A 17,769-nucleotide genomic window follows, 5' to 3' on the forward strand; every position below is an offset into this window, starting at 1 on the left:
TTACAACCACTCCATTCAACGAATAACAACAACGTAAAACTCACTTATTGCCAACCATCTCTTCGATGATCCATTCTTTAAAAGCCAACATGGCCGGTGTGACACTGCGACGTTTCTCATATACTAAATAGAAAGAACGCGCGGTTACCAAAGGCTGATCAAACAATACCTTAAGCGTACCTGCTGCAATCTCTGGCATCACCAGATCCACATTAGACAAAGAAATACCCAACCCCTGAGCCGCTGCACCAGCCGTCAAAGACCCACTCGAAAACATCAACCCCCGGCGGAATACCTTAGGGTCTAACCCATTTTGTTTAAGCCAATCATGCCACTCATCCTTACGCTTTGTCACGTGCAATAAGGGATAGAAACGCATATCTTCTGGGGTATTGATCGGCTGATCTGCACGAATCAATTTAGGATTGCATACTGGTGATAATTTAGCAGGTGTTAGAAAATGAGACTCCACATCATCCCAATCACCATAACCAAAATACACCGCCATATCGATATCACCAGTTGAGAAATCAATCAACCCAGTCGAGGAGCTAATTTCAATCTCTATATCTGGGTATTGTGATTGGAAACGCTCCATCCGTGGCATCAGCCATCGGGTTAAAAACGCAGGCGCCACCGCTAAACGAAGCGAACCAACCCGCTGTGAGCTTTTAAGCTCTGCCGTGGCACTTTCTAATTGCTCAAATATGCGTTTAATCGGCTTAAGATACGCTTCACCGGCATCGGTTAAAATCACCTTTCGCTTCGTTCGACGAAACAGTTCAACCCCAAGAAACCCTTCTAATCCTTTAATTTGATGGCTAATCGCAGAAGGTGTAACGGATAATTCTTTAGCCGCTTTATTGAAACTGCCATGACGCGCAGCTGATTCAAAACACTTCAATGAGTTTAATGGCGGTAAACGATTAATAGGCTAATCTCCAATAGTTTCTTAGTTAACAAATAGCTGGTATTAGGTTAATCTGTCAACAAATCAACCCACCAGACAGCCGTTTTGCAACAAGAGCCGATCATAATAACGCCAACAGAAGGCCATCTTTAAGACTCTTCGTCATCTGAGGTCGTTTGTTGCGTTGAAAAACGCTTGGGGGGCAATTTGAATGCCTCAAAGCCATCTTGGGTATTATCATGAAACTTACCCTTGGTTGGAGCCGCCTTACGAGGCGCCTTCTTCACCGCTTTTAGTTTCTTCGCTGGGGCTTTTTTAACCTCTTTTTTGATGGTTTTTTCTGGCTTAAGCCCTTTAAATTTTGCTTCTAGGCCCTCGATAACATCTACAGCAAACTGGCGCTGCAAAAAGGCTTCAATCGCTTTGAAGTTAAGCCAATCTTTGGGGCCTACCAGAGAGTAAGCATCTCCCTTAAAACCCGCTCGTCCTGTTCGTCCCGTACGATGAACAAATTCTTCCGCTTGTTTTGGCAAATCAAAATTAAACACGTGGGAGACACTGGCAATATCCAAACCACGAGACGCCAAATCTGTACTAACCAGCACGGTAAACTGCCCCTTTGAAAAGCTTTCCATCACCTTATTTCGAGCACTTTGTGATAAATTGCCATTTAAAGCGCGCGTAGTTAACCCCCACCCTTCGATCATTTCTGCTAAACGAACGGTATCACTTTTTGTTGCAGTAAAGACAATAGCCTGCTTAATTGTCTGGGTGGTTAATAGGTGCTTTAACATATCTTGTTTATGATCGAGGTGATCACACAAATAAACATGCTGTTCAATGTCTTTATGTTCATCGTAACCTTGGCCGATTGCCACTCGTGAAGGCTCTTTCAATAGCTCCGCAGCAATAGTATTAACGTCGGTATTATCCAGTGTGGCCGAAAAAAACAAGGTTTGTCTTAATCGATGATTCGCGGCAGCGTTAATCGCTCGCACCGCGTCAGCAAACCCCAAATCCAACATACGATCCGCTTCGTCCAATATTAGCAGCTCCAGCCCTTCTAAAAATACATGGCGATGCTTAATGTGATCCGCTAAACGACCTGGAGTCGCAACCACAAAATGCGGATCTTTTTGCAGTGATTTGTGCTGATCGTTAAAGTTTTCACCGCCCTGAATCAGGATGGACGAAAAGCTTGTTCCCGCTAACAACAAACGCAGCTGACTGTAGACCTGTTTTGCTAATTCTCGCGTTGGTACTAACACAACCACTCGCGGATCCCGCTTTGATAGCGCTCGTGTTTTATAAACACGATGCAAAGCTGGCAACAAATAGGCCAACGTTTTTCCTGAACCGGTTTTCGAGGAAGCCAGCAAATCCCGCCCGACCATCGCCTCAGGCATGGCGCGAGCCTGTATTTCCGTTGCTTCTTCAAAGCCCATATGCGCAATGGACTTCATAATACGATTATCAAAACCAAATTCTTTAAATAACAAGTAACCTTCCTCTTTAAGACATGACATACATGTGTTTGACACACGTTAGTTTTGCGCATTATACCTCAGCCAAGCACCAGCACACACGGAGATTCTTTACTCATCACGGATTAATGAGGCTTCATCTATTAATAAGTAAGACTTACCTGCACTCACCAGCCCAAGCCCCTCACCTTGTTCGTTCGAGACAGGCTCTAGATACTTTGTCAGATCATAAAATACATTACGATGCAGCATCGCTTTCATCCCATAACGCATCGATATATAGGGCCTTTCTTCTAAACTTGTGTGTTGACTAACGCCTTTCTTTTGAGCCACATTTGACGGTGCCATCCAGATGTCACAATCAACACCTAACTGCACCACATCATGGGTAAGAGACGTAAACTCTATGATACGCCCTTGTTCACTCTCAACCTGTTCATTCTCAAGAAAGCGCCACTGGGTAATAAGAAATGGGGCATCTTCCACCTGTATTCGTACTTTCTCACTGGGAGTCACCAAAAAGTATTCGTTATTGTCAAACCATAAAATACGAGAAAAAAGGGTCACCATCTTTTCTCGCTTAATTTTCCCGCCTTCATGAATCCAATCGCCATTGGCCTTAATGATCAAATCCATATCGCCACAGAATGGTGGTGACCATAAATGCACCGGTGGTAAAGCAGATGTCTGCCATTCCGAAATTTTCGATACATCCAGCATAACGCCCTCCTTTTTCGATAAAAACAATATTCATCATGTCATGTTTATTGAGCAGATTAATCCATCTCAATTAGTCTTTAGTTTTATTCATCGCTAGACAGTTATCTTGAAAGTGATTCACTGATAGGATACCACCCATCAGAATAATCCTATAAAAAGTGCCCAACCAGATGCACTTTAAAAGACCTAATACAGAACAAGAGAAGAGTGTGGCATTATGAAAACGCAACTAGCAACCAAATTTGCAGACCCTAGCCGAGGTGTTTATTTTATTGGTACCACGCCACCTAAATCTTCTGTGGATGATGAACAACTTGTACAAATCAGTCAAAAGTTGCTAGAACGTCTCAATGGCATCGATATTGATGGATTGATTGTCTACGATATTCAAGATGAAAGCAGCCGCATTGATAAACCTCGTCCTTTTCCCTATTTGGAAACTCATGACCCACGGGCATGGTCAAAACGCTTAAAAGAGGCCTCAGGCTCACCTGTCATCACCTACAAATCGGTCTCTTCACGCTCTTCAGAAGAATTTTCTGGTTGGCTACAAGAAGCATGGGATGAGTTCGATATTAGAGACATTGTTTTAGTTGGCTCGCCATCGTCTGAAGGCAATATCAAGCTACCACTTTCTGAAGCCTACTTGGCCTTACAGCATGCGCCTCAAGCCTTTCATCTTGGTGGCGTCACCATTGCTGAACGCCACGCCAAAAAGAAAGACGAACACGTACGTTTGATGAACAAATCTAAAGCAGGCTGTGAATTCTTTATTTCTCAAGCTGTATACAACCCGCAAGCCACAGCAGATCTTATCAGCCAATATGCACAAATCTGTAAGGAACAAGGGGTCGCCCCAAAGCGTATTATTCTTACTTTTACCCCATGTGGCAGTGCGAAGACACTAGAGTTTATGGAGTGGTTAGGCATTTCCGTGCCTGTGGCAACGAAAAACCGCATACTGAATTCAGACGCTCCCTTGGCAGAATCCATCAAGATTTGCCGCAGCGCACTAGAGCAAATTATCGAAACAGCTTTACCAGATGGCGTCCCACTGGGGCTCAACATTGAAAGCTTAACCAATCGTAAAGAAGAGATTGATGCCTCTATTCATCTTTACAAGCTACTCAAAGCGACTCTCGATTTGAAATTGGCAGAAAAAGACTTTGCCGATGAATAAAACACATCCGCTCAATAGACCATCAGTTCTATTGAGCGGAAGTCATTTCAGAGACTTGCAACACACTAACTAACCAAATCCAATTGGCGAATCACCTTGTTGATCTTTTTCATCACACGATCTATTGGTAATTGTGCCATCGCATCCTCACGATGAACCGTCGTTGCCCAAGGCAGCATTTCCACAGGCTTACCCTTTTCCTCTTCGACCAATTCACGATAAACGCTCACGACGTTCTCTTGATCATTATAAGGCCCTGTTCGCATTGGGTTTGATAAAGCAAACAAGGCAATGACAGGTGTATTCACCACAGTGGCCATATGCGCAGGACCAGTATCGGGACTAATAACCAATTCAGCACGCTGAATCACATCAAACAACGAGGTAATACTCGTCTGTCCCACGAGGTTCAGCACATCAAACCCCTCGCTTACCGCCTGACAAACCTGCACCTCACGCTTACTCGGCCCCCCTGTCACGACCACATCGATGTGGTTTTCTAACAACGAAGCAATCAAGGTTCGATAGCCTTCCAGTGTCCAATCTTTTGTCACTTTTGAACCACATGGATTCACCACCACATAACGCTTAGGTAGATCAAGACCACTAGGCGGGATGTCCACATGCCACACAGGCGCTTGCTCAGGCACATCAATAGCGCAGGCAAGAGACATCAAAGCATCCAACACATGTTTGCCACTTGGCTCAGGGGCTAATTCATTCACAAACCAATGTTGTTTTTCTCGTGAATGAGACCGAGCAAAACCAATACGACGCTTTGCTTTTAATACACGCGTTAACAGACTGGCACGCAATGACCATTGCATATGAAGTAAGACATCAAACTCTTGCCCTTTTAACGACTTTCCTAATGCAAACATTCCCTTGAAACCGGATTTTTTGTCATAGACACGGACATCGATATTGGGAATAAGCCGAGCCAATTGTGCTTCGGCTGGCCCTGTTATCCAAGTAATGGATGCTTGAGGGTAACGCTTCTGAATTGCACTGACCACAGACATCGCATGACACACATCCCCCAAAGCGGATAATCGAACGACGGCGATACGTTGAATGCTTTCTTGTGTCATCTTGTCCTCAAAGGCTGTTTAAAATCGGCGAGTATTATAGAATAGCCAGCTTTGAATGTGTCGAAAATAATCCGCAAAAAGAAAACGACATAATAGAGTCTCGCACCAGAACCATTAATGCGAACAACAAATTCTTAATCCGTATCATTTTCAAGCGAGAGTTATGCCTGATACACACATTATTGATGCTCATACCGTATTGTTAACCAGCGATACGTCCTTGCCAATAGACACCAACTGGTTCACTCCAGACTATTGGAAAAAACAGGGCGCGCTCACAGGTACGGCCCAAGGTCGCGGTGCCGTCTGGTTTATTATCAGTAACTACGGTCAGTTTGTTATGCGACGCTACCGCCGTGGTGGATTAGTTGCCAAATTTAACAAATCGTATTTCCTTTTTTCAGGGCATAAAAAAACACGCCCTTGGCTAGAGCTAAGCTTATTAGAAACCATGCGAGATATGGGATTGCCTGTACCAAAACCCATCGGTGGTATCTATAGCGTTAAAAAAGGTTACTACAAAGCCACCCTGATTACGGAAACCATTGATTGTGCGCAAGATCTTTTTGACATACTAAAAGACGGCTTTAGCCATGAAATAGATTGGCATGACATTGGTCGAGTGATCAGACAATTCCACGATCATGGCATTCACCATTCTGATCTAAATTGCCATAACATCATGATCGATGATAACAAAAAGGTATGGGTGATTGACTTTGATAAATGCGATCAACGACCTATTAATGAAGAGTGGCCACAAAAGAACCTAGACCGCCTCAAGCGCTCTATCGACAAAGAATCACAAAAATATGCTCACTTTACCGTCTCTGACGAGCAGTGGCACGACTTACTGGAGGGATATCGTGGCTGATAAAAGCACGAAAGACTTAACTTTGAAGCAATTATTAGCACCCAAATATTGGTTCACTTGGATCGTCATGGGCATCACCTATTTAATCAGCTTTTTACCCTGGCAAGCCAAACAAACCCTTGGAAAATACCTTGGCTTGTTAGTATACAAACTGGCACGCAAACGTCGCCATATATGCGATGTAAACTTTAAAATTTGCTACCCAGAAATGAATGCGCAAGAACGTGAGAGCCTTACCAAAGCACACTTTATCAGTGCTGGCAAAGGCTTATTGGAAACCTTCGATGCTTGGTATCAGCCTGCATCAAAATTATTGCCGAGAGTGGAGTTTGACTCTCAAGATGTGGTGGATAAAGCCCTCGAAGCAGGCAGAGGCTGTATTTTAATCAGTGGCCATTTTTCACCATTGGATTTATGTGGCACCTTAATCGCCAGTCACTTAGACCTCCACCCTATTTATAAGCGCCAAAATAGCCCTGTTTTTAATTGGGTAATGGAACATCAGCGTAAAAAGGTTTATAGCAAAACCATTGAGCGCTCGGATATGCGCGAAGTTCTCAAATCACTTAAACAAAACAAACCCGTCTGGTACGCGGTTGACCAAGATTATGGCCGCAAACATTCGGTATTTGCCCCCTTCTTTGGACGCAAATGCGCGACCATCTCTCATATTGGACGCATTGCGAAAATGACTAAAGCCCCAGTGCTGTTATTGGATTATGGTCGTACAAAGACGGGTTATACTTATCGCTTTAGCGAAGTACCGGATTATCCAACGGATGATGATGTTATCAACGCCACCATCATTAACCAACTGATGGAAAAAGCCATTGAGAACAAAAAAGAGCAATACTTATGGTCTCACCGCCGCTTTAAAACCCCGGTGAATCAAGGTGATCCATCGCCGTACGATACCATGTAGTCAAATTTATCTATTTAAAACAACAAACGCCTTACAGGGAAGCCCGTAAGGCGTTTATTTATAAAGGGAGCAGACTAGCCGTTAAGCCACATAATCCGCCATTTCATGACGCAACTCGGACATCAAACCAAGAGACGCGAGTCGTTTCTCACCATCATAAATAGGAAACGAGATAATCAACTCATCAATCTCCGTTTTTTCAATAAAACTACTGAGTTGATGTGCTACTGAGGCTTTCGTCCCCACCACAGCAAATTGCAACGCATGGGACACCATATGACTTTCGCTGGGAGACCAAATCGTATCCATCGATTCAACCGGAGCAGGAAAAGCATGGTTTCCACCACGGCGTAAATTAACAAACTGTTGCTGAGCAGAAGTGAACAGGTAATCCGCTTCTTCTTGTGTATCGGCCAACACCGCCATAATGCCAGCCATTGTATAGGGCTTATCCCCCTCTTTTTTGGGTTTAAAGTGTCGTCGATACACCGTCAAAGCTTGCATCAATTGATCTGGGGCAAAATGAGAAGCAAAGGAATAAGGCAAACCAAACTCGGCAGCCACTTGCGCACTATACAAACTTGACCCTAGTAACCAAAGTGGCACATTCGTCTGTCGGCCCGGCACGGCAACAATACCTTTATCAAAAGGCCCGTCCCCTAACAAACGTTCTAACTCTTGCACATCCTGCGGGTAGTCATCAACAGAGGCCTGCATATTACGACGTAATGCTCGCGCAGTGAGCATATCTGTCCCAGGGGCTCGACCTAACCCCAAATCAATTCGATTTGGATACAGCTCCGCCAAGGTACCAAACTGCTCGGCCACAACCAATGGCGCGTGATTCGGCAACATAATGCCACCAGCTCCCAACCGAATGGTCGAGGTACCCGCGCCGATATGAGATAGCAAAACAGCAGGGGAAGAGCTTCCAACACCAGACATCCCATGATGTTCTGCCAGCCAGTAACGCTGATAACCGTGAGTTTCTGCCCTTTGAGCCATTGCTAAGCTCAAAGAGAAGGATTCTGAAATGGATTTGCCTTGCCCTATCGGCGACAAATCAAGTATGGAAAAAGGTATCATAATATATATCCGTTTAATCTTTATACATCTTAAATTGGGGACAATTACCAATAGACAAGTCTACGAGTTTGCAGAAAAAGTGTAAGTTCGAAATATTTCGATATATAAGAATAAAATCAAACAAAGAACCGCTTATATCCAAGAAGGCGTTTCCAACAAAGTAAATGGGCCCAAAGCCGTTAAGCCATGAGCCCATATCTACACGCTAGCGATATCAGTTTTGATCTATCGAAAAATTAGCGGTTTTCTAGTCGATTGTAATCCAGAATACCACTGGCCCGAGGCCGCTCTTCTTTATTCAGCTCAGCAATTTCATCACTCACCGTCCAGAATGCTGGGTTAGTACGACGTATCCCATATTGATTCACTAACTGGGTGAAATCCTCTCGCGTTTGCAAAGCTGAAACTCTATGCACCAAATCCGGAATATCACTTTCTTCTACCCGCATCAAGAGGTTTGGATAATCACCAATGACACCTTTTGTCACTGTTACTGTGTCTTCAGAAGGTAAACGTGTGGCCGACTCGTTCAATAAACTTGAAATATTACTATGCGCCTGATTTAAAATCAGCGTTAACAACTCTTTTGGCTTACCATGAGTCGTTACTAACACCAACGCAGTGTTCGGCAAATACTGCAAACCTTTACCTTGCAATGTTTGCAAACTTTTCAGTAATGCAATGTCATGCTCAGACAAATTTGTTTCATCCAAATCGTAAGCATGGTTAAGCACCTTAGCCAACCGCTCTTTCAATTTATTAAATAATTCAGCCTCGTGGTGAGACGTCGTATAATGAATCTGCGACTGAGCACTGATCTTAAAGTAAGCACTAAAAATATAATCCTTAATTGTCTGGTTCGCACCACGATACCAATACTGGCGAATAGTCGAACGCTCATCCCTGGGCAAGAGCATCAAAAAGTTCATTTCACCCTCTATACGCAAGAAGTCCATGTATAAGCGAGTATTTAATTGATGACCAACATTTCCGTAAACATCAAATCCGGCCACCAACAAGTAATGAATACGTTCTAATAAGGGGTAATCAATCACCCAAGCCGTTTTGGGATCTTGCCCAACCAAGCCTTTAACCACACTGGCATTGTCAAAATTCCGGAAAATCGTTAAAGCCGCATTCTCATTGTGGCCATCACCGTTCCAGATTAAGCTCAGATTAAGTGGAATTTTATTACCTAAATTGTTATCAATCAGCTTCGCCTTAGCCGACAAATACTCTTTTTGTTGCTGGGAAAAACGCACCCATGAAGATAAAGGCAATGCATTACTACTGCTTTCTGCTGGCAGATCTAAATGTTGTACTTGTGTCTCTAGAAACTTCGCTGTTTCCTGATTAATGCCCTTTTCAGGATTCACAAAAAACACCCAAAAATGATCATTAATCACATTGACAGCGACTTGCCCATGGCAAACCGGCCCTTTGATAAACGACATAATAGTGTCTTGAGCATGGTCAAGCATAAAGCGATAACGTCCACCAACTGGCAGCTGAGCAAATGCTTTAAAGGGATTGGTCGCAACCTCAGGCGAATAACCTGGATCTTTCGTTACCTTATAATCCTGAGAATAAAAATCGGACTGCCAGCGTTTATACACGGTTTCATTCAGTTCAAAAGGAATGTGATTCTTTTGGACTTTCACTTCAGGATCTCGCCATAAACGATAATACACACGCTTTACACCAGGATCATCATAGGGGCGACGCGTCGCAATGCGATCAATCGGTTCGCCGGGGGGGGTTTTTGATCGTACTAACTTAAAGCGGATGTCACTATCTTTGTCTAAATACAAACTGTACAAAAATATATGTTCGTAAATATAACGATCTACCAAACGTTCTTTTAGTGTATTGCCATTTAATCGGCTTTCCCACAAAGTCACGCGTTGTTGAATAAGTTTAGGAAGCGGTTTAGCAGCAGGCATTTTGGCGCCTGACGCAAGCCAACGGACTAAAATATTAAATTCATTATCTGTTAAGGCAGGAAGGCCATATGGCATCCCCCACTTTGGAAAGTCATGCTCGAAAGAAGAGTACTCTTCTATGGTAGGACACTGTTGATTACGATAAATGGAAAAGTCGTAATCATCCGACAAAACGGCTTGGGTAAAATTCCCCTGTTTTTTTCGTAAGGCTATCGCACGATACACTAAGCTACCGTCTAAATTGGCTGCAGGTGACTGTCTGCGTTCATTTAAAACGGGGTAAAAACCTTTATCACGCCATTGTTGAGTCGTTTGCGCATCAATAAAAAGCCGCGTGGGCGTCGCCGCAAGCAGGCGTGTGCCATCGTACACCAACTCTTTTGAACCGCCCCGCTCAATCCCCTCAGGCGCAGTGAATTTTAGTTGGCAAGGGGCATCATAACAGGCATGACAAGTGACACAACGGTTATCCAATATAGGGCGAACCTGATCATTATAAAATTCAGCATCGGCTTCCGAAACCGACTGACCTTCACGATTTGCGACTTTTTCCACGCCGAAACTACTATCTAATTGCTGACTGGCAAATAGCGCACAGCCGGAAAAAAGCAAAACACAAAGAACAACGATCAACGCCCTTGGCATAAGAACAGTCCTAATACAATAAATGAGTAGTCAGAAAATTCTCACCACTAAACCCAGTCCCGATTATAAAAAAAGAACATAGCACGAAGACAAAAAAAACGCCCATAATATGGGCGTTTTCTTACAATTTGTAACCCGCTAGCTATTCTTCTACAAGCAAACCATCATCTTCATATTCATCGGCAAGCTCGTAAGCGTCATCCCCCATATCATCATTTGCCATGATAAGAGCTTCTTCGTAAGCGCCACCGAACTCAATACGCGTAATGTCGTATAGATCGTATTCAAAAGTATCATCGAACCAGCGTGCATCCGATCCTATTTCTTCAAGCTCATAGGTCACCGCATCGGCTTTTACGACACGACCAATTTCACAGCTGTCAGGTTCGACCTCTTCACGGTGCAAGGTCACAAGACCATATTCCTCGCTGATATCAATCAACAAAACTGCTAAATCATCTAAATCCACCTCTGGATCTTCAACTTCTTCACCGCGGAGCGCCAAAACCCGTTTTTGAAAATCATTAAAAGGAGCCGGATGAACAAAATCACTAATGTCTTCTAAAAATAAAATTTGATAGCCATTTAGATGAACACCATCATCCACTAATTGGAGTAATACCATCTCCTCATTGGCATCCACAACAAAGCCGTCCGTCCAATTATCTGGACCGTCTAAATCCTCACGAAAAATGCGGACAACATTATTTCGGGCACGGGCTTTTTCCAATTCGATGAGCATATCGGCTCCCTTAATGCGTAAAAAGAATAAACAGGCGCTAGTGTAAACCCAGCCAACGTATCGAACAACTATTGCAACACATCATACCAATTTTCTAATAAATCCATAAAATCTTCTAGTCCGCATTCCGCTTGAACACCATCGGAAGACGTTTGGTAAAAACTCTCTTGCGTATCAAACATGGCTTTGATTTCTTCAGCGGCTGAGTCCCAGTCAACTTGCCGTGATACTGAGACTCCCTCTTCGTTGATCAACACATCGAAAGGGCCATATTTCATTTTGGTGGTTTCCTTTTCAGATTCCGCCAATGTAGTGGCCATTAAGACCCGCTGAATATCTTCCTTACCTGTTAAATACAATGCCACCCATTCTGCAATGGCCGCAAATTCATAATCTGTATAAATACGATAGGAATTTTCATCCTGATCAAAGGCAATATTATAATCCATAGCCTTAAACCTCACTCAGTCTCATCACCTGCTTTAGCATCCTGCTGTTGGGCTTGTTGGTTTCGGTATTCTCGGTTTTTTTCCTGCTGACGCTGCGGTATGGCAGCTGCCAATCGAGCCTGCTTTTCTGCTTCTTTTTTGGCCTTCGCCTCTCCTACCAATTGCTCTTCATAAGCAATCATCTCAGGAGTTTCCATTACATAAGGGCCAATCGCACCGGTTCTTACATCGTTCAAAAACACTTCAGCTGCCTTATGCATGTCTATTTTGCCACCTGCTCGTAACGCGCCGCGCTTAGAGCCAATCACTTTTAATACTTCATAAGGATCGCTACTCAAGTCTTTAAGCTTGTAGCGCGTTACTAATGCGTCTTGATAATCCTTAATAAAAAAGCGCAAGCCAACTAAGGCCACATCTTCATAATCAATCGCCGTATCACGCACCGCACCGGTAACCGCTAAACGATAACTGGCGTCTGGATTCTCTATTTTAGGCCAAAGAATGCCTGGCGTATCCAGTAAAACAAAACCATTTGTCACTTTTAACTTTTGCTGCGCTTTTGTGACAGCAGGCTCATCGCCAACTTTTGCAACGCGACGGCCTAATAAAGCATTCATCAAACTGGATTTACCAACATTTGGAATGCCAGCAATCATAGCACGTATCGGTTTTTCCGCCGTGCCACGGTGTGGTACCAACTGACTCACCCATTGAGCAATCTTTGCCACATCGGCTTTATCCTGAGTCGAAAAAGGGTGAGCTAAAATCGTATCATTCCCCTGCCAGTGCTCTAGCCACAACGCAAGACGTGCTTTATCGGCCAAATCTTTTTTATTCAACAAACGCAGCACAGGCACGCCTGCTCGCAAGGTTGTTAACATTGGATTTTGACTTGAATCTGGAATGCGCGCATCCAACACCTCGATGACCACATCGACTTGCGTCATCACCTGTTCGATTTCTCGACGCGCTTTGTTCATGTGTCCTGGATACCACTGAACGCTCACCCCTGTTTACCTCTCTGTATTGCATCTATTTTTGCGGCTGAGCAGTCTATCACAACTTCTTCGAGAAGGTGTGAATAAGTCCTCTTAATATATGGCCCCACTTTTTTAAAAAACAAATTGTTAAGGACTCTGCGAATAATCATCATCAATTACGCCTTTATCCATTGGCTGAATCTTTTTGTGATCTACATCAAAACAAAAAATACTCGTCTCTTTAAGATAGACCTTATCCGAGTGGCCTGACGCATTTTTAGTCAAACAAATGCCACAGCGCCATGAGGATATTCTCTCGATTGGGCCTTTGTGCCCCGATTAGCCAAGGCTGTGTGTGGCCTTGGCTTTTTTTATGCTTGGCGATCAACAAATGCTAGTAAATCAGGATACAGTCGCAGAAAAGGCGTTTCTCCCTGAGCCAATACCTCTGGTAATTCCTCAATAAAAGGCTGCAAATGTTGGCCATGACGCCAACGCCTCATGATGGAACGAATGGCATTCTCCACACCTTGCTGTGTGCCTAAATCAGCCAACCAGTTATGTTGCTCTAAAGAAAAAATCATTCTTTGCAAACGCTCAGGACAACGATGAACATCCGCCATCAATGCCATAACGGCCTGCTGACAAAAAAGGGGTAGAGGTATATCACTGAACTGCGTCCAATAGCGAATCAGCCAATAATCCATCACAATATCTTGAACAATGCCCGCAAAACGACGCCGACCGGTTCGTGCCATAGAACGAAACAAAGCACTTTGCTCATGCTCGTCCACCATCACATCCACTTTTTGATGCAGACGCCAACCTTTCAATAAATCGTCTGGCAGAGTATCGACCTGGACAGAGAAATCCCCCAACAAATTCCCCGCAAATGAGGTTTGAGTCCGTTCTGCTATATGTAAATGTGCAAAGTAATTCAAGCTACATTCCTTTCAAGCGACTGATCATGGCGAATTGTCACACAATCAAAGTGTGTAATATCTTCTTATTTGCTGTATTTCGCGCTCATTTTTTGACATTATAGTGTGTTAACTGCTTGGACAAACTTCTTCTCAGTTTCTCAACATCATCAAGTTGGTTCATCTGAATGGCTCAATGTTGAAAAACGGGCAATACAGCCAGCACCCCATATTTCGCACCGATATACCCACGCGCAGTAGATAGCGCATAAATAGGAGTACTGAATAATGAGATACTTTGCCTTTTTGGTGTCTTTCTTGGCACTTCTTATTAGCCATACTCTGCCTGCTGCCACCTTACGCATGGCGTTCGACTCTGAGCCAATTTCCTTGGACCCGCAAGAACAACTTTCCGAAAGCACGTTACAGTTTTCACACATGGTCTTTGATCCATTAGTGCGTTGGACACAAGATGGAAAAATTCAACCACGGCTTGCGACAAGCTGGAAGCAAATATCGCCAACCACAACTCGAGTCTACTTACGCAAGAATGTTCACTTCCATAACGGCAATCTCTTTTCGGCAAAAGATGTGGTCTACACTATTGATCGTTTAAAACGTTCACCAGACTTTCGCGCCTTGTTCACTTCTATTGATTCGGTCACCAAGGTCAATGAATACACGGTTGATATACATTGTAATCACCCAACCCCTTTGCTACTCAATATCCTGACCTATGTCTTCCCTATGGACAAAAAGTTCTATGAAGGGCGAGACCAAATTGTAAAATTTGGCCGCACTTTTGCTTCACAACATACCTCAGGAACAGGCCCTTTTATCATCAAAGAACGTGATCCAGGCGTACGTATGGTGTTAGTCCGTAATAAAGATTATTGGGACACAAAATCAAAAGGCAATGTCGATAAACTGATATTGACCCCCATTAGAAATGATTCGACTCGTTTAGCCGCCCTGTTGTCTGGTGATGTGGACTTTATCTTTCCCGTTTCCCCGGTAGACATTGCCCGTGCAAAAGAAGCCGATAACATACAAGTCATTACCTTACCAACCAGCCGCTTGTTATTGCTCCAACTGAACCAAAAACGCCGTAAAGAATTCCGTGATATTCGAGTTCGAGAGGCCATCAACTTAGCGATTAACCAACCACTCATTGTCAAAAAAATCTTGAGAGGGTATGCCAGACCCGCAGGACAACTAAGCGCTAGCTCCCTTTTAGGCTATGTGGATACGATCAAACCTGAATACAATCTGAAAAAAGCATTGCAATTGATGAAAGAAGCAGGCTACCCACATGGGTTTCGAGTCAGCATGATGGCTCCAAATAATCGCTATATGGACGATGAGAAAGTCGCACAAGCCGTCGCTGCTATGCTTGGCAGGCTGCATATTACAGTCGATTTAAAAACACTGCCAAAAGCGCAATATTTTCAACAATATGATGCTCGTGCCGCCGATATTATGATGCTTGGCTGGCAATCAGATACGATGGACTCAAATAATTTATTTGAGTTTTTAACCGCTTGTCCTGATGCCAAATCCGGTTTAGGTGCTTATAATGCCAGCGAATATTGTGTGCCTGGTATCAACAGTGAAATCACTCAAGCTAACCGGGAAATGAATCTCAAGAAACGCACGAAAATCTTGCAAGACATTGAAACCAAAGTGGCAGACTCTGCTGCGGTGGTTCCGCTTTATTGGCAAGACCTAACATGGGCAGCGAAGGACAACATAGGAATAAAAGACATCGTTAATGAGCAGAATTACCCCCATCTAGGGGACTTGGTCATAACGCCCCCTAAGTCAAACTAGCCAACATGATACCGATGACATAATACTTTATGAGTTTCATTAATATGCTCGTACAACATGGAGTTCCAAAGGACTGATGCTCGCTTTCCTTTTTCGTCGCTTAATACAAGCCTTCTTTGTCATGCTCACCATTAGCGTGATCAGCTTTGCTATACAAGGAAAGCTGGGCGACCCAGTCCAACAAATGGTCGGTATGACAGTGTCACCCGCCGAACGAGCACACCTCAGACAAGAACTTGGCCTGAATGATAGTTTTGCAGTGCAATATTGGCATTTTTTAAAAAACGCTGCCCATGGTAATTTTGGCATATCCTATTACTACAAAAAACCAGTACTGGATCTTATATTTGAGAGAATGCCCGCGACACTAGAGTTGGCTTTTTGTGCGATTATATTAGTGGCTATTTTTGCCACCCCGTTTGGCATATACGCCGCCATCCGTCCTCGCAGTCTATTGTCTCGTCTGATTATGGCGTTTAGTACCCTTGGCCTGTCTGTGCCCATTTTTATTGTTGGCATATTTTTAGTCTACGTATTTTCTATTCAACTGCATATGGCGCCAAGCTTTGGCCGTGGACACACTGTTGATGTATTTGGCATATGGAAAAGTGGCCTTTTCACGAAAAGTGGCCTACACCACCTAATGCTTCCCAGCATTACTCTGGCCTTTGCTCTAATGCCCATTTTTATTCGTTTAATACGCTCAGAAATGATGGAAGTACTGCACTCAGAGTACATTCGCTTTGCTTGGTCCAAAGGGCTATCAACCAATCGTATTTATTTTATCCATGCCCTGAAAAATACCATGCTCCCCGTTATCACCGTTGGGGGGATTCAAGCTGGGACACTGATTGCTTATACCATTCTAACGGAAACCATTTTTCAATGGCCCGGTATGGGGTTTTTATTCATAGATGCAGTGAGCAGAGTTGATACGCCGCTCATCTCTGCCTATTTAATGGTCGTAGGCGGCATCTTTGTGACAACCAATACAGTCGTTGACCTCATCTATGGTTTGGTGAACCCAACCGTTAAATTAGAGAATCATGGATTATGAGCTACTTAAAAAAGGACATTGTTCACCCTTCTGCTGGTAGTCGATGGCAGCGTATCTGGTCCGGTTTTCTAGGGGATAAGTTGGCAACCTTGGCCCTAGCTGTGTTTATTTTTTATTGCATTATCGCGTTATTCGCGCCGTTACTTGCGCCTTATGATATTAACAGCCCTAACTTTATGAACTTGAATAACGCAGAGATTGCACCGAGCTGGATCAGTGGCGACCCGCGTTTTTTACTTGGCACAGACGCTCAGGGACGTGACTTATTATCCGTTATTTTGTATGGCACTCGACTCTCGCTAACCATCGGGATCTGTGCGGTTCTCATCCAAGTCACATTAGGCATATGTATTGGTTTAACTGCAGGCTACTTAGGTGGGCGTATTGATAATTTTTTGATGCGTTGTGCCGATGTTCAACTATCCTTCCCCACCATGATGGTAGCCATCGTTTTTTTGGCCATTTTTCAGACACTATTTGGTGTAGAACTTTATCAGCAGCTGGCCATGCTAATGTTGATTTTAGTCATTGGGTTAGCAGAGTGGCCAATTTTCGCTCGAACCGTACGGGCTTCAGTATTAGCCGAAAAGCAAAAGGAATACGTTGATGCAGCCCGTATTATGGGCATTGGTACGAAACGCATCATGTTCAAGCACATTTTACCTAACACCCTATCGCCAGTCTTAATCATTTTCACCGTGCAAATAGCCAGCGCTATCGCAACTGAGGCCGCGTTATCCTTTTTAGGGCTCGGTATGCCTTCCTCTGACCCCTCTCTGGGTTCGCTAATATCGGCAGGGTTTAATTACATGTTTTCTGGCTCTTGGTGGATTTGTATTTTTCCCAGTATTGCCCTAATTGTCTTAATTCTAGTGATGAACCTATTAGGTGATTGGCTTCGAAGCTATCTCAACCCAAGGACGTACAGGGATTAAC

Annotated in this window: 16 protein-coding genes; 6 read left to right on the forward strand and 10 right to left on the reverse strand. The window is 43.8% G+C overall.

Annotation, left to right across the window (positions count from 1 at the left end; all coding sequences use genetic code 11):
- Window positions 1-40 precede the first annotated feature (40 nt).
- The 3 genes from gcvA to AC0VYI_RS15795 form a co-directional block, all read right to left on the reverse strand.
- A complete protein-coding gene (gcvA, locus tag AC0VYI_RS15785; RefSeq protein ID WP_199474830.1) occupies window positions 41-931 on the reverse strand; it encodes a transcriptional regulator GcvA in 891 nt (296 codons plus the stop codon).
- Window positions 932-1,059: 128 nt separating this feature from the next.
- Window positions 1,060-2,409 carry a DEAD/DEAH box helicase gene (locus tag AC0VYI_RS15790; protein WP_199474540.1) on the reverse strand — a complete coding sequence of 450 codons (1,350 nt, stop codon included), beginning with the start codon at window positions 2,407-2,409 and terminating at the stop codon, window positions 1,060-1,062.
- Window positions 2,410-2,505: 96 nt separating this feature from the next.
- Window positions 2,506-3,114: a DUF1285 domain-containing protein gene (locus tag AC0VYI_RS15795; RefSeq protein WP_475444020.1), complete on the reverse strand. Its 609-nt coding sequence runs from the start codon at window positions 3,112-3,114 to the stop codon at window positions 2,506-2,508.
- 217 nt (window positions 3,115-3,331) lie between these two features.
- Between AC0VYI_RS15795 and AC0VYI_RS15800 the strand changes: the two genes are divergently transcribed.
- Complete coding sequence (locus AC0VYI_RS15800) at window positions 3,332-4,294, forward strand: methylenetetrahydrofolate reductase (RefSeq protein ID WP_475444022.1); 963 nt, start codon at window positions 3,332-3,334, stop codon at window positions 4,292-4,294.
- Between the two features lie 65 nt (window positions 4,295-4,359).
- Here the strand turns inward: AC0VYI_RS15800 and AC0VYI_RS15805 are convergent, their stop codons facing one another.
- Window positions 4,360-5,385, reverse strand: coding sequence for a glycosyltransferase family 9 protein (locus AC0VYI_RS15805; RefSeq protein ID WP_475444023.1), 1,026 nt, complete (start codon window positions 5,383-5,385; stop codon window positions 4,360-4,362).
- A gap of 163 nt (window positions 5,386-5,548) precedes the next feature.
- Here AC0VYI_RS15805 and AC0VYI_RS15810 point away from each other — a divergent pair, with 163 nt between their 5' ends.
- Both AC0VYI_RS15810 and AC0VYI_RS15815 read left to right on the forward strand, forming a co-directional pair.
- Entirely contained in the window at window positions 5,549-6,259 is a 711-nt protein-coding gene (locus AC0VYI_RS15810) for a 3-deoxy-D-manno-octulosonic acid kinase (RefSeq protein WP_475444025.1), read from the forward strand.
- Entirely contained in the window at window positions 6,252-7,181 is a 930-nt protein-coding gene (locus AC0VYI_RS15815; protein WP_475444027.1) for a lysophospholipid acyltransferase family protein, read from the forward strand. The genes AC0VYI_RS15810 and AC0VYI_RS15815 overlap by 8 nt, the downstream gene beginning before the upstream one ends.
- 81 nt (window positions 7,182-7,262) lie before the next feature.
- On the opposite strand, the gene AC0VYI_RS15820 is transcribed toward AC0VYI_RS15815, so the two are convergent.
- From AC0VYI_RS15820 to AC0VYI_RS15845, 6 genes are all read right to left on the reverse strand, one after another.
- Window positions 7,263-8,267, reverse strand: a complete 1,005-nt coding sequence (locus AC0VYI_RS15820) for an LLM class flavin-dependent oxidoreductase (protein ID WP_475444029.1) — start codon at window positions 8,265-8,267, stop codon at window positions 7,263-7,265.
- 236 nt (window positions 8,268-8,503) lie between these two features.
- Window positions 8,504-10,855 carry a fatty acid cis/trans isomerase gene (locus tag AC0VYI_RS15825; RefSeq protein ID WP_475444030.1) on the reverse strand — a complete coding sequence of 784 codons (2,352 nt, stop codon included), beginning with the start codon at window positions 10,853-10,855 and terminating at the stop codon, window positions 8,504-8,506.
- A 142-nt stretch (window positions 10,856-10,997) separates the two neighbouring features.
- Window positions 10,998-11,597, reverse strand: a complete 600-nt coding sequence (locus tag AC0VYI_RS15830; protein ID WP_199474532.1) for a hypothetical protein — start codon at window positions 11,595-11,597, stop codon at window positions 10,998-11,000.
- A gap of 68 nt (window positions 11,598-11,665) precedes the next feature.
- Window positions 11,666-12,046, reverse strand: a complete 381-nt coding sequence (locus AC0VYI_RS15835) for a YacL family protein (protein WP_199474531.1) — start codon at window positions 12,044-12,046, stop codon at window positions 11,666-11,668.
- Window positions 12,047-12,057: 11 nt separating this feature from the next.
- On the reverse strand, window positions 12,058-13,053 hold the full coding sequence (gene ylqF, locus AC0VYI_RS15840) for a ribosome biogenesis GTPase YlqF (RefSeq protein ID WP_475444032.1): 996 nt from the start codon (window positions 13,051-13,053) through the stop codon (window positions 12,058-12,060).
- Window positions 13,054-13,397: 344 nt separating this feature from the next.
- Window positions 13,398-13,967, reverse strand: a complete 570-nt coding sequence (locus AC0VYI_RS15845; protein ID WP_475444034.1) for an acyl carrier protein phosphodiesterase — start codon at window positions 13,965-13,967, stop codon at window positions 13,398-13,400.
- 267 nt (window positions 13,968-14,234) lie between these two features.
- On the opposite strand from AC0VYI_RS15845, the gene AC0VYI_RS15850 reads away from it, so the two are divergent.
- From AC0VYI_RS15850 to AC0VYI_RS15860, 3 genes are all read left to right on the forward strand, one after another.
- Window positions 14,235-15,776 (forward strand): ABC transporter substrate-binding protein, encoded by a 1,542-nt coding sequence (locus AC0VYI_RS15850; RefSeq protein ID WP_475444037.1) that lies wholly within the window; start codon window positions 14,235-14,237, stop codon window positions 15,774-15,776.
- A gap of 76 nt (window positions 15,777-15,852) precedes the next feature.
- Complete coding sequence (locus tag AC0VYI_RS15855; protein WP_199474527.1) at window positions 15,853-16,833, forward strand: ABC transporter permease; 981 nt, start codon at window positions 15,853-15,855, stop codon at window positions 16,831-16,833.
- Complete coding sequence (locus AC0VYI_RS15860) at window positions 16,830-17,768, forward strand: ABC transporter permease (protein ID WP_199474526.1); 939 nt, start codon at window positions 16,830-16,832, stop codon at window positions 17,766-17,768. Before AC0VYI_RS15855 ends, AC0VYI_RS15860 begins: the two co-directional genes overlap by 4 nt.
- Window position 17,769 lies beyond the last annotated feature (1 nt).

Source organism: Marinomonas sp. 63XJN7_9_ISO-PGPR-S23-217, from assembly GCF_056173515.1.

Excerpts from the sequence above, each read along its gene's own strand:
- AC0VYI_RS15835 (WP_199474531.1), bottom strand. The coding sequence starts at position 12,046 with ATGGATTATAATATTGCCTTTGATCAGGATGAAAATTCCTATCGTATT.
- AC0VYI_RS15855 (WP_199474527.1), top strand. The coding sequence starts at position 15,853 with ATGCTCGCTTTCCTTTTTCGTCGCTTAATACAAGCCTTCTTTGTCATG.
- AC0VYI_RS15820 (WP_475444029.1), bottom strand. The coding sequence starts at position 8,267 with ATGATACCTTTTTCCATACTTGATTTGTCGCCGATAGGGCAAGGCAAA.
- AC0VYI_RS15800 (WP_475444022.1), top strand. The coding sequence starts at position 3,332 with ATGAAAACGCAACTAGCAACCAAATTTGCAGACCCTAGCCGAGGTGTT.
- AC0VYI_RS15825 (WP_475444030.1), bottom strand. The coding sequence starts at position 10,855 with ATGCCAAGGGCGTTGATCGTTGTTCTTTGTGTTTTGCTTTTTTCCGGC.
- AC0VYI_RS15810 (WP_475444025.1), top strand. The coding sequence starts at position 5,549 with ATGCCTGATACACACATTATTGATGCTCATACCGTATTGTTAACCAGC.
- AC0VYI_RS15850 (WP_475444037.1), top strand. The coding sequence starts at position 14,235 with ATGAGATACTTTGCCTTTTTGGTGTCTTTCTTGGCACTTCTTATTAGC.
- AC0VYI_RS15795 (WP_475444020.1), bottom strand. The coding sequence starts at position 3,114 with ATGCTGGATGTATCGAAAATTTCGGAATGGCAGACATCTGCTTTACCA.
- AC0VYI_RS15830 (WP_199474532.1), bottom strand. The coding sequence starts at position 11,597 with ATGCTCATCGAATTGGAAAAAGCCCGTGCCCGAAATAATGTTGTCCGC.
- AC0VYI_RS15860 (WP_199474526.1), top strand. The coding sequence starts at position 16,830 with ATGAGCTACTTAAAAAAGGACATTGTTCACCCTTCTGCTGGTAGTCGA.
- AC0VYI_RS15805 (WP_475444023.1), bottom strand. The coding sequence starts at position 5,385 with ATGACACAAGAAAGCATTCAACGTATCGCCGTCGTTCGATTATCCGCT.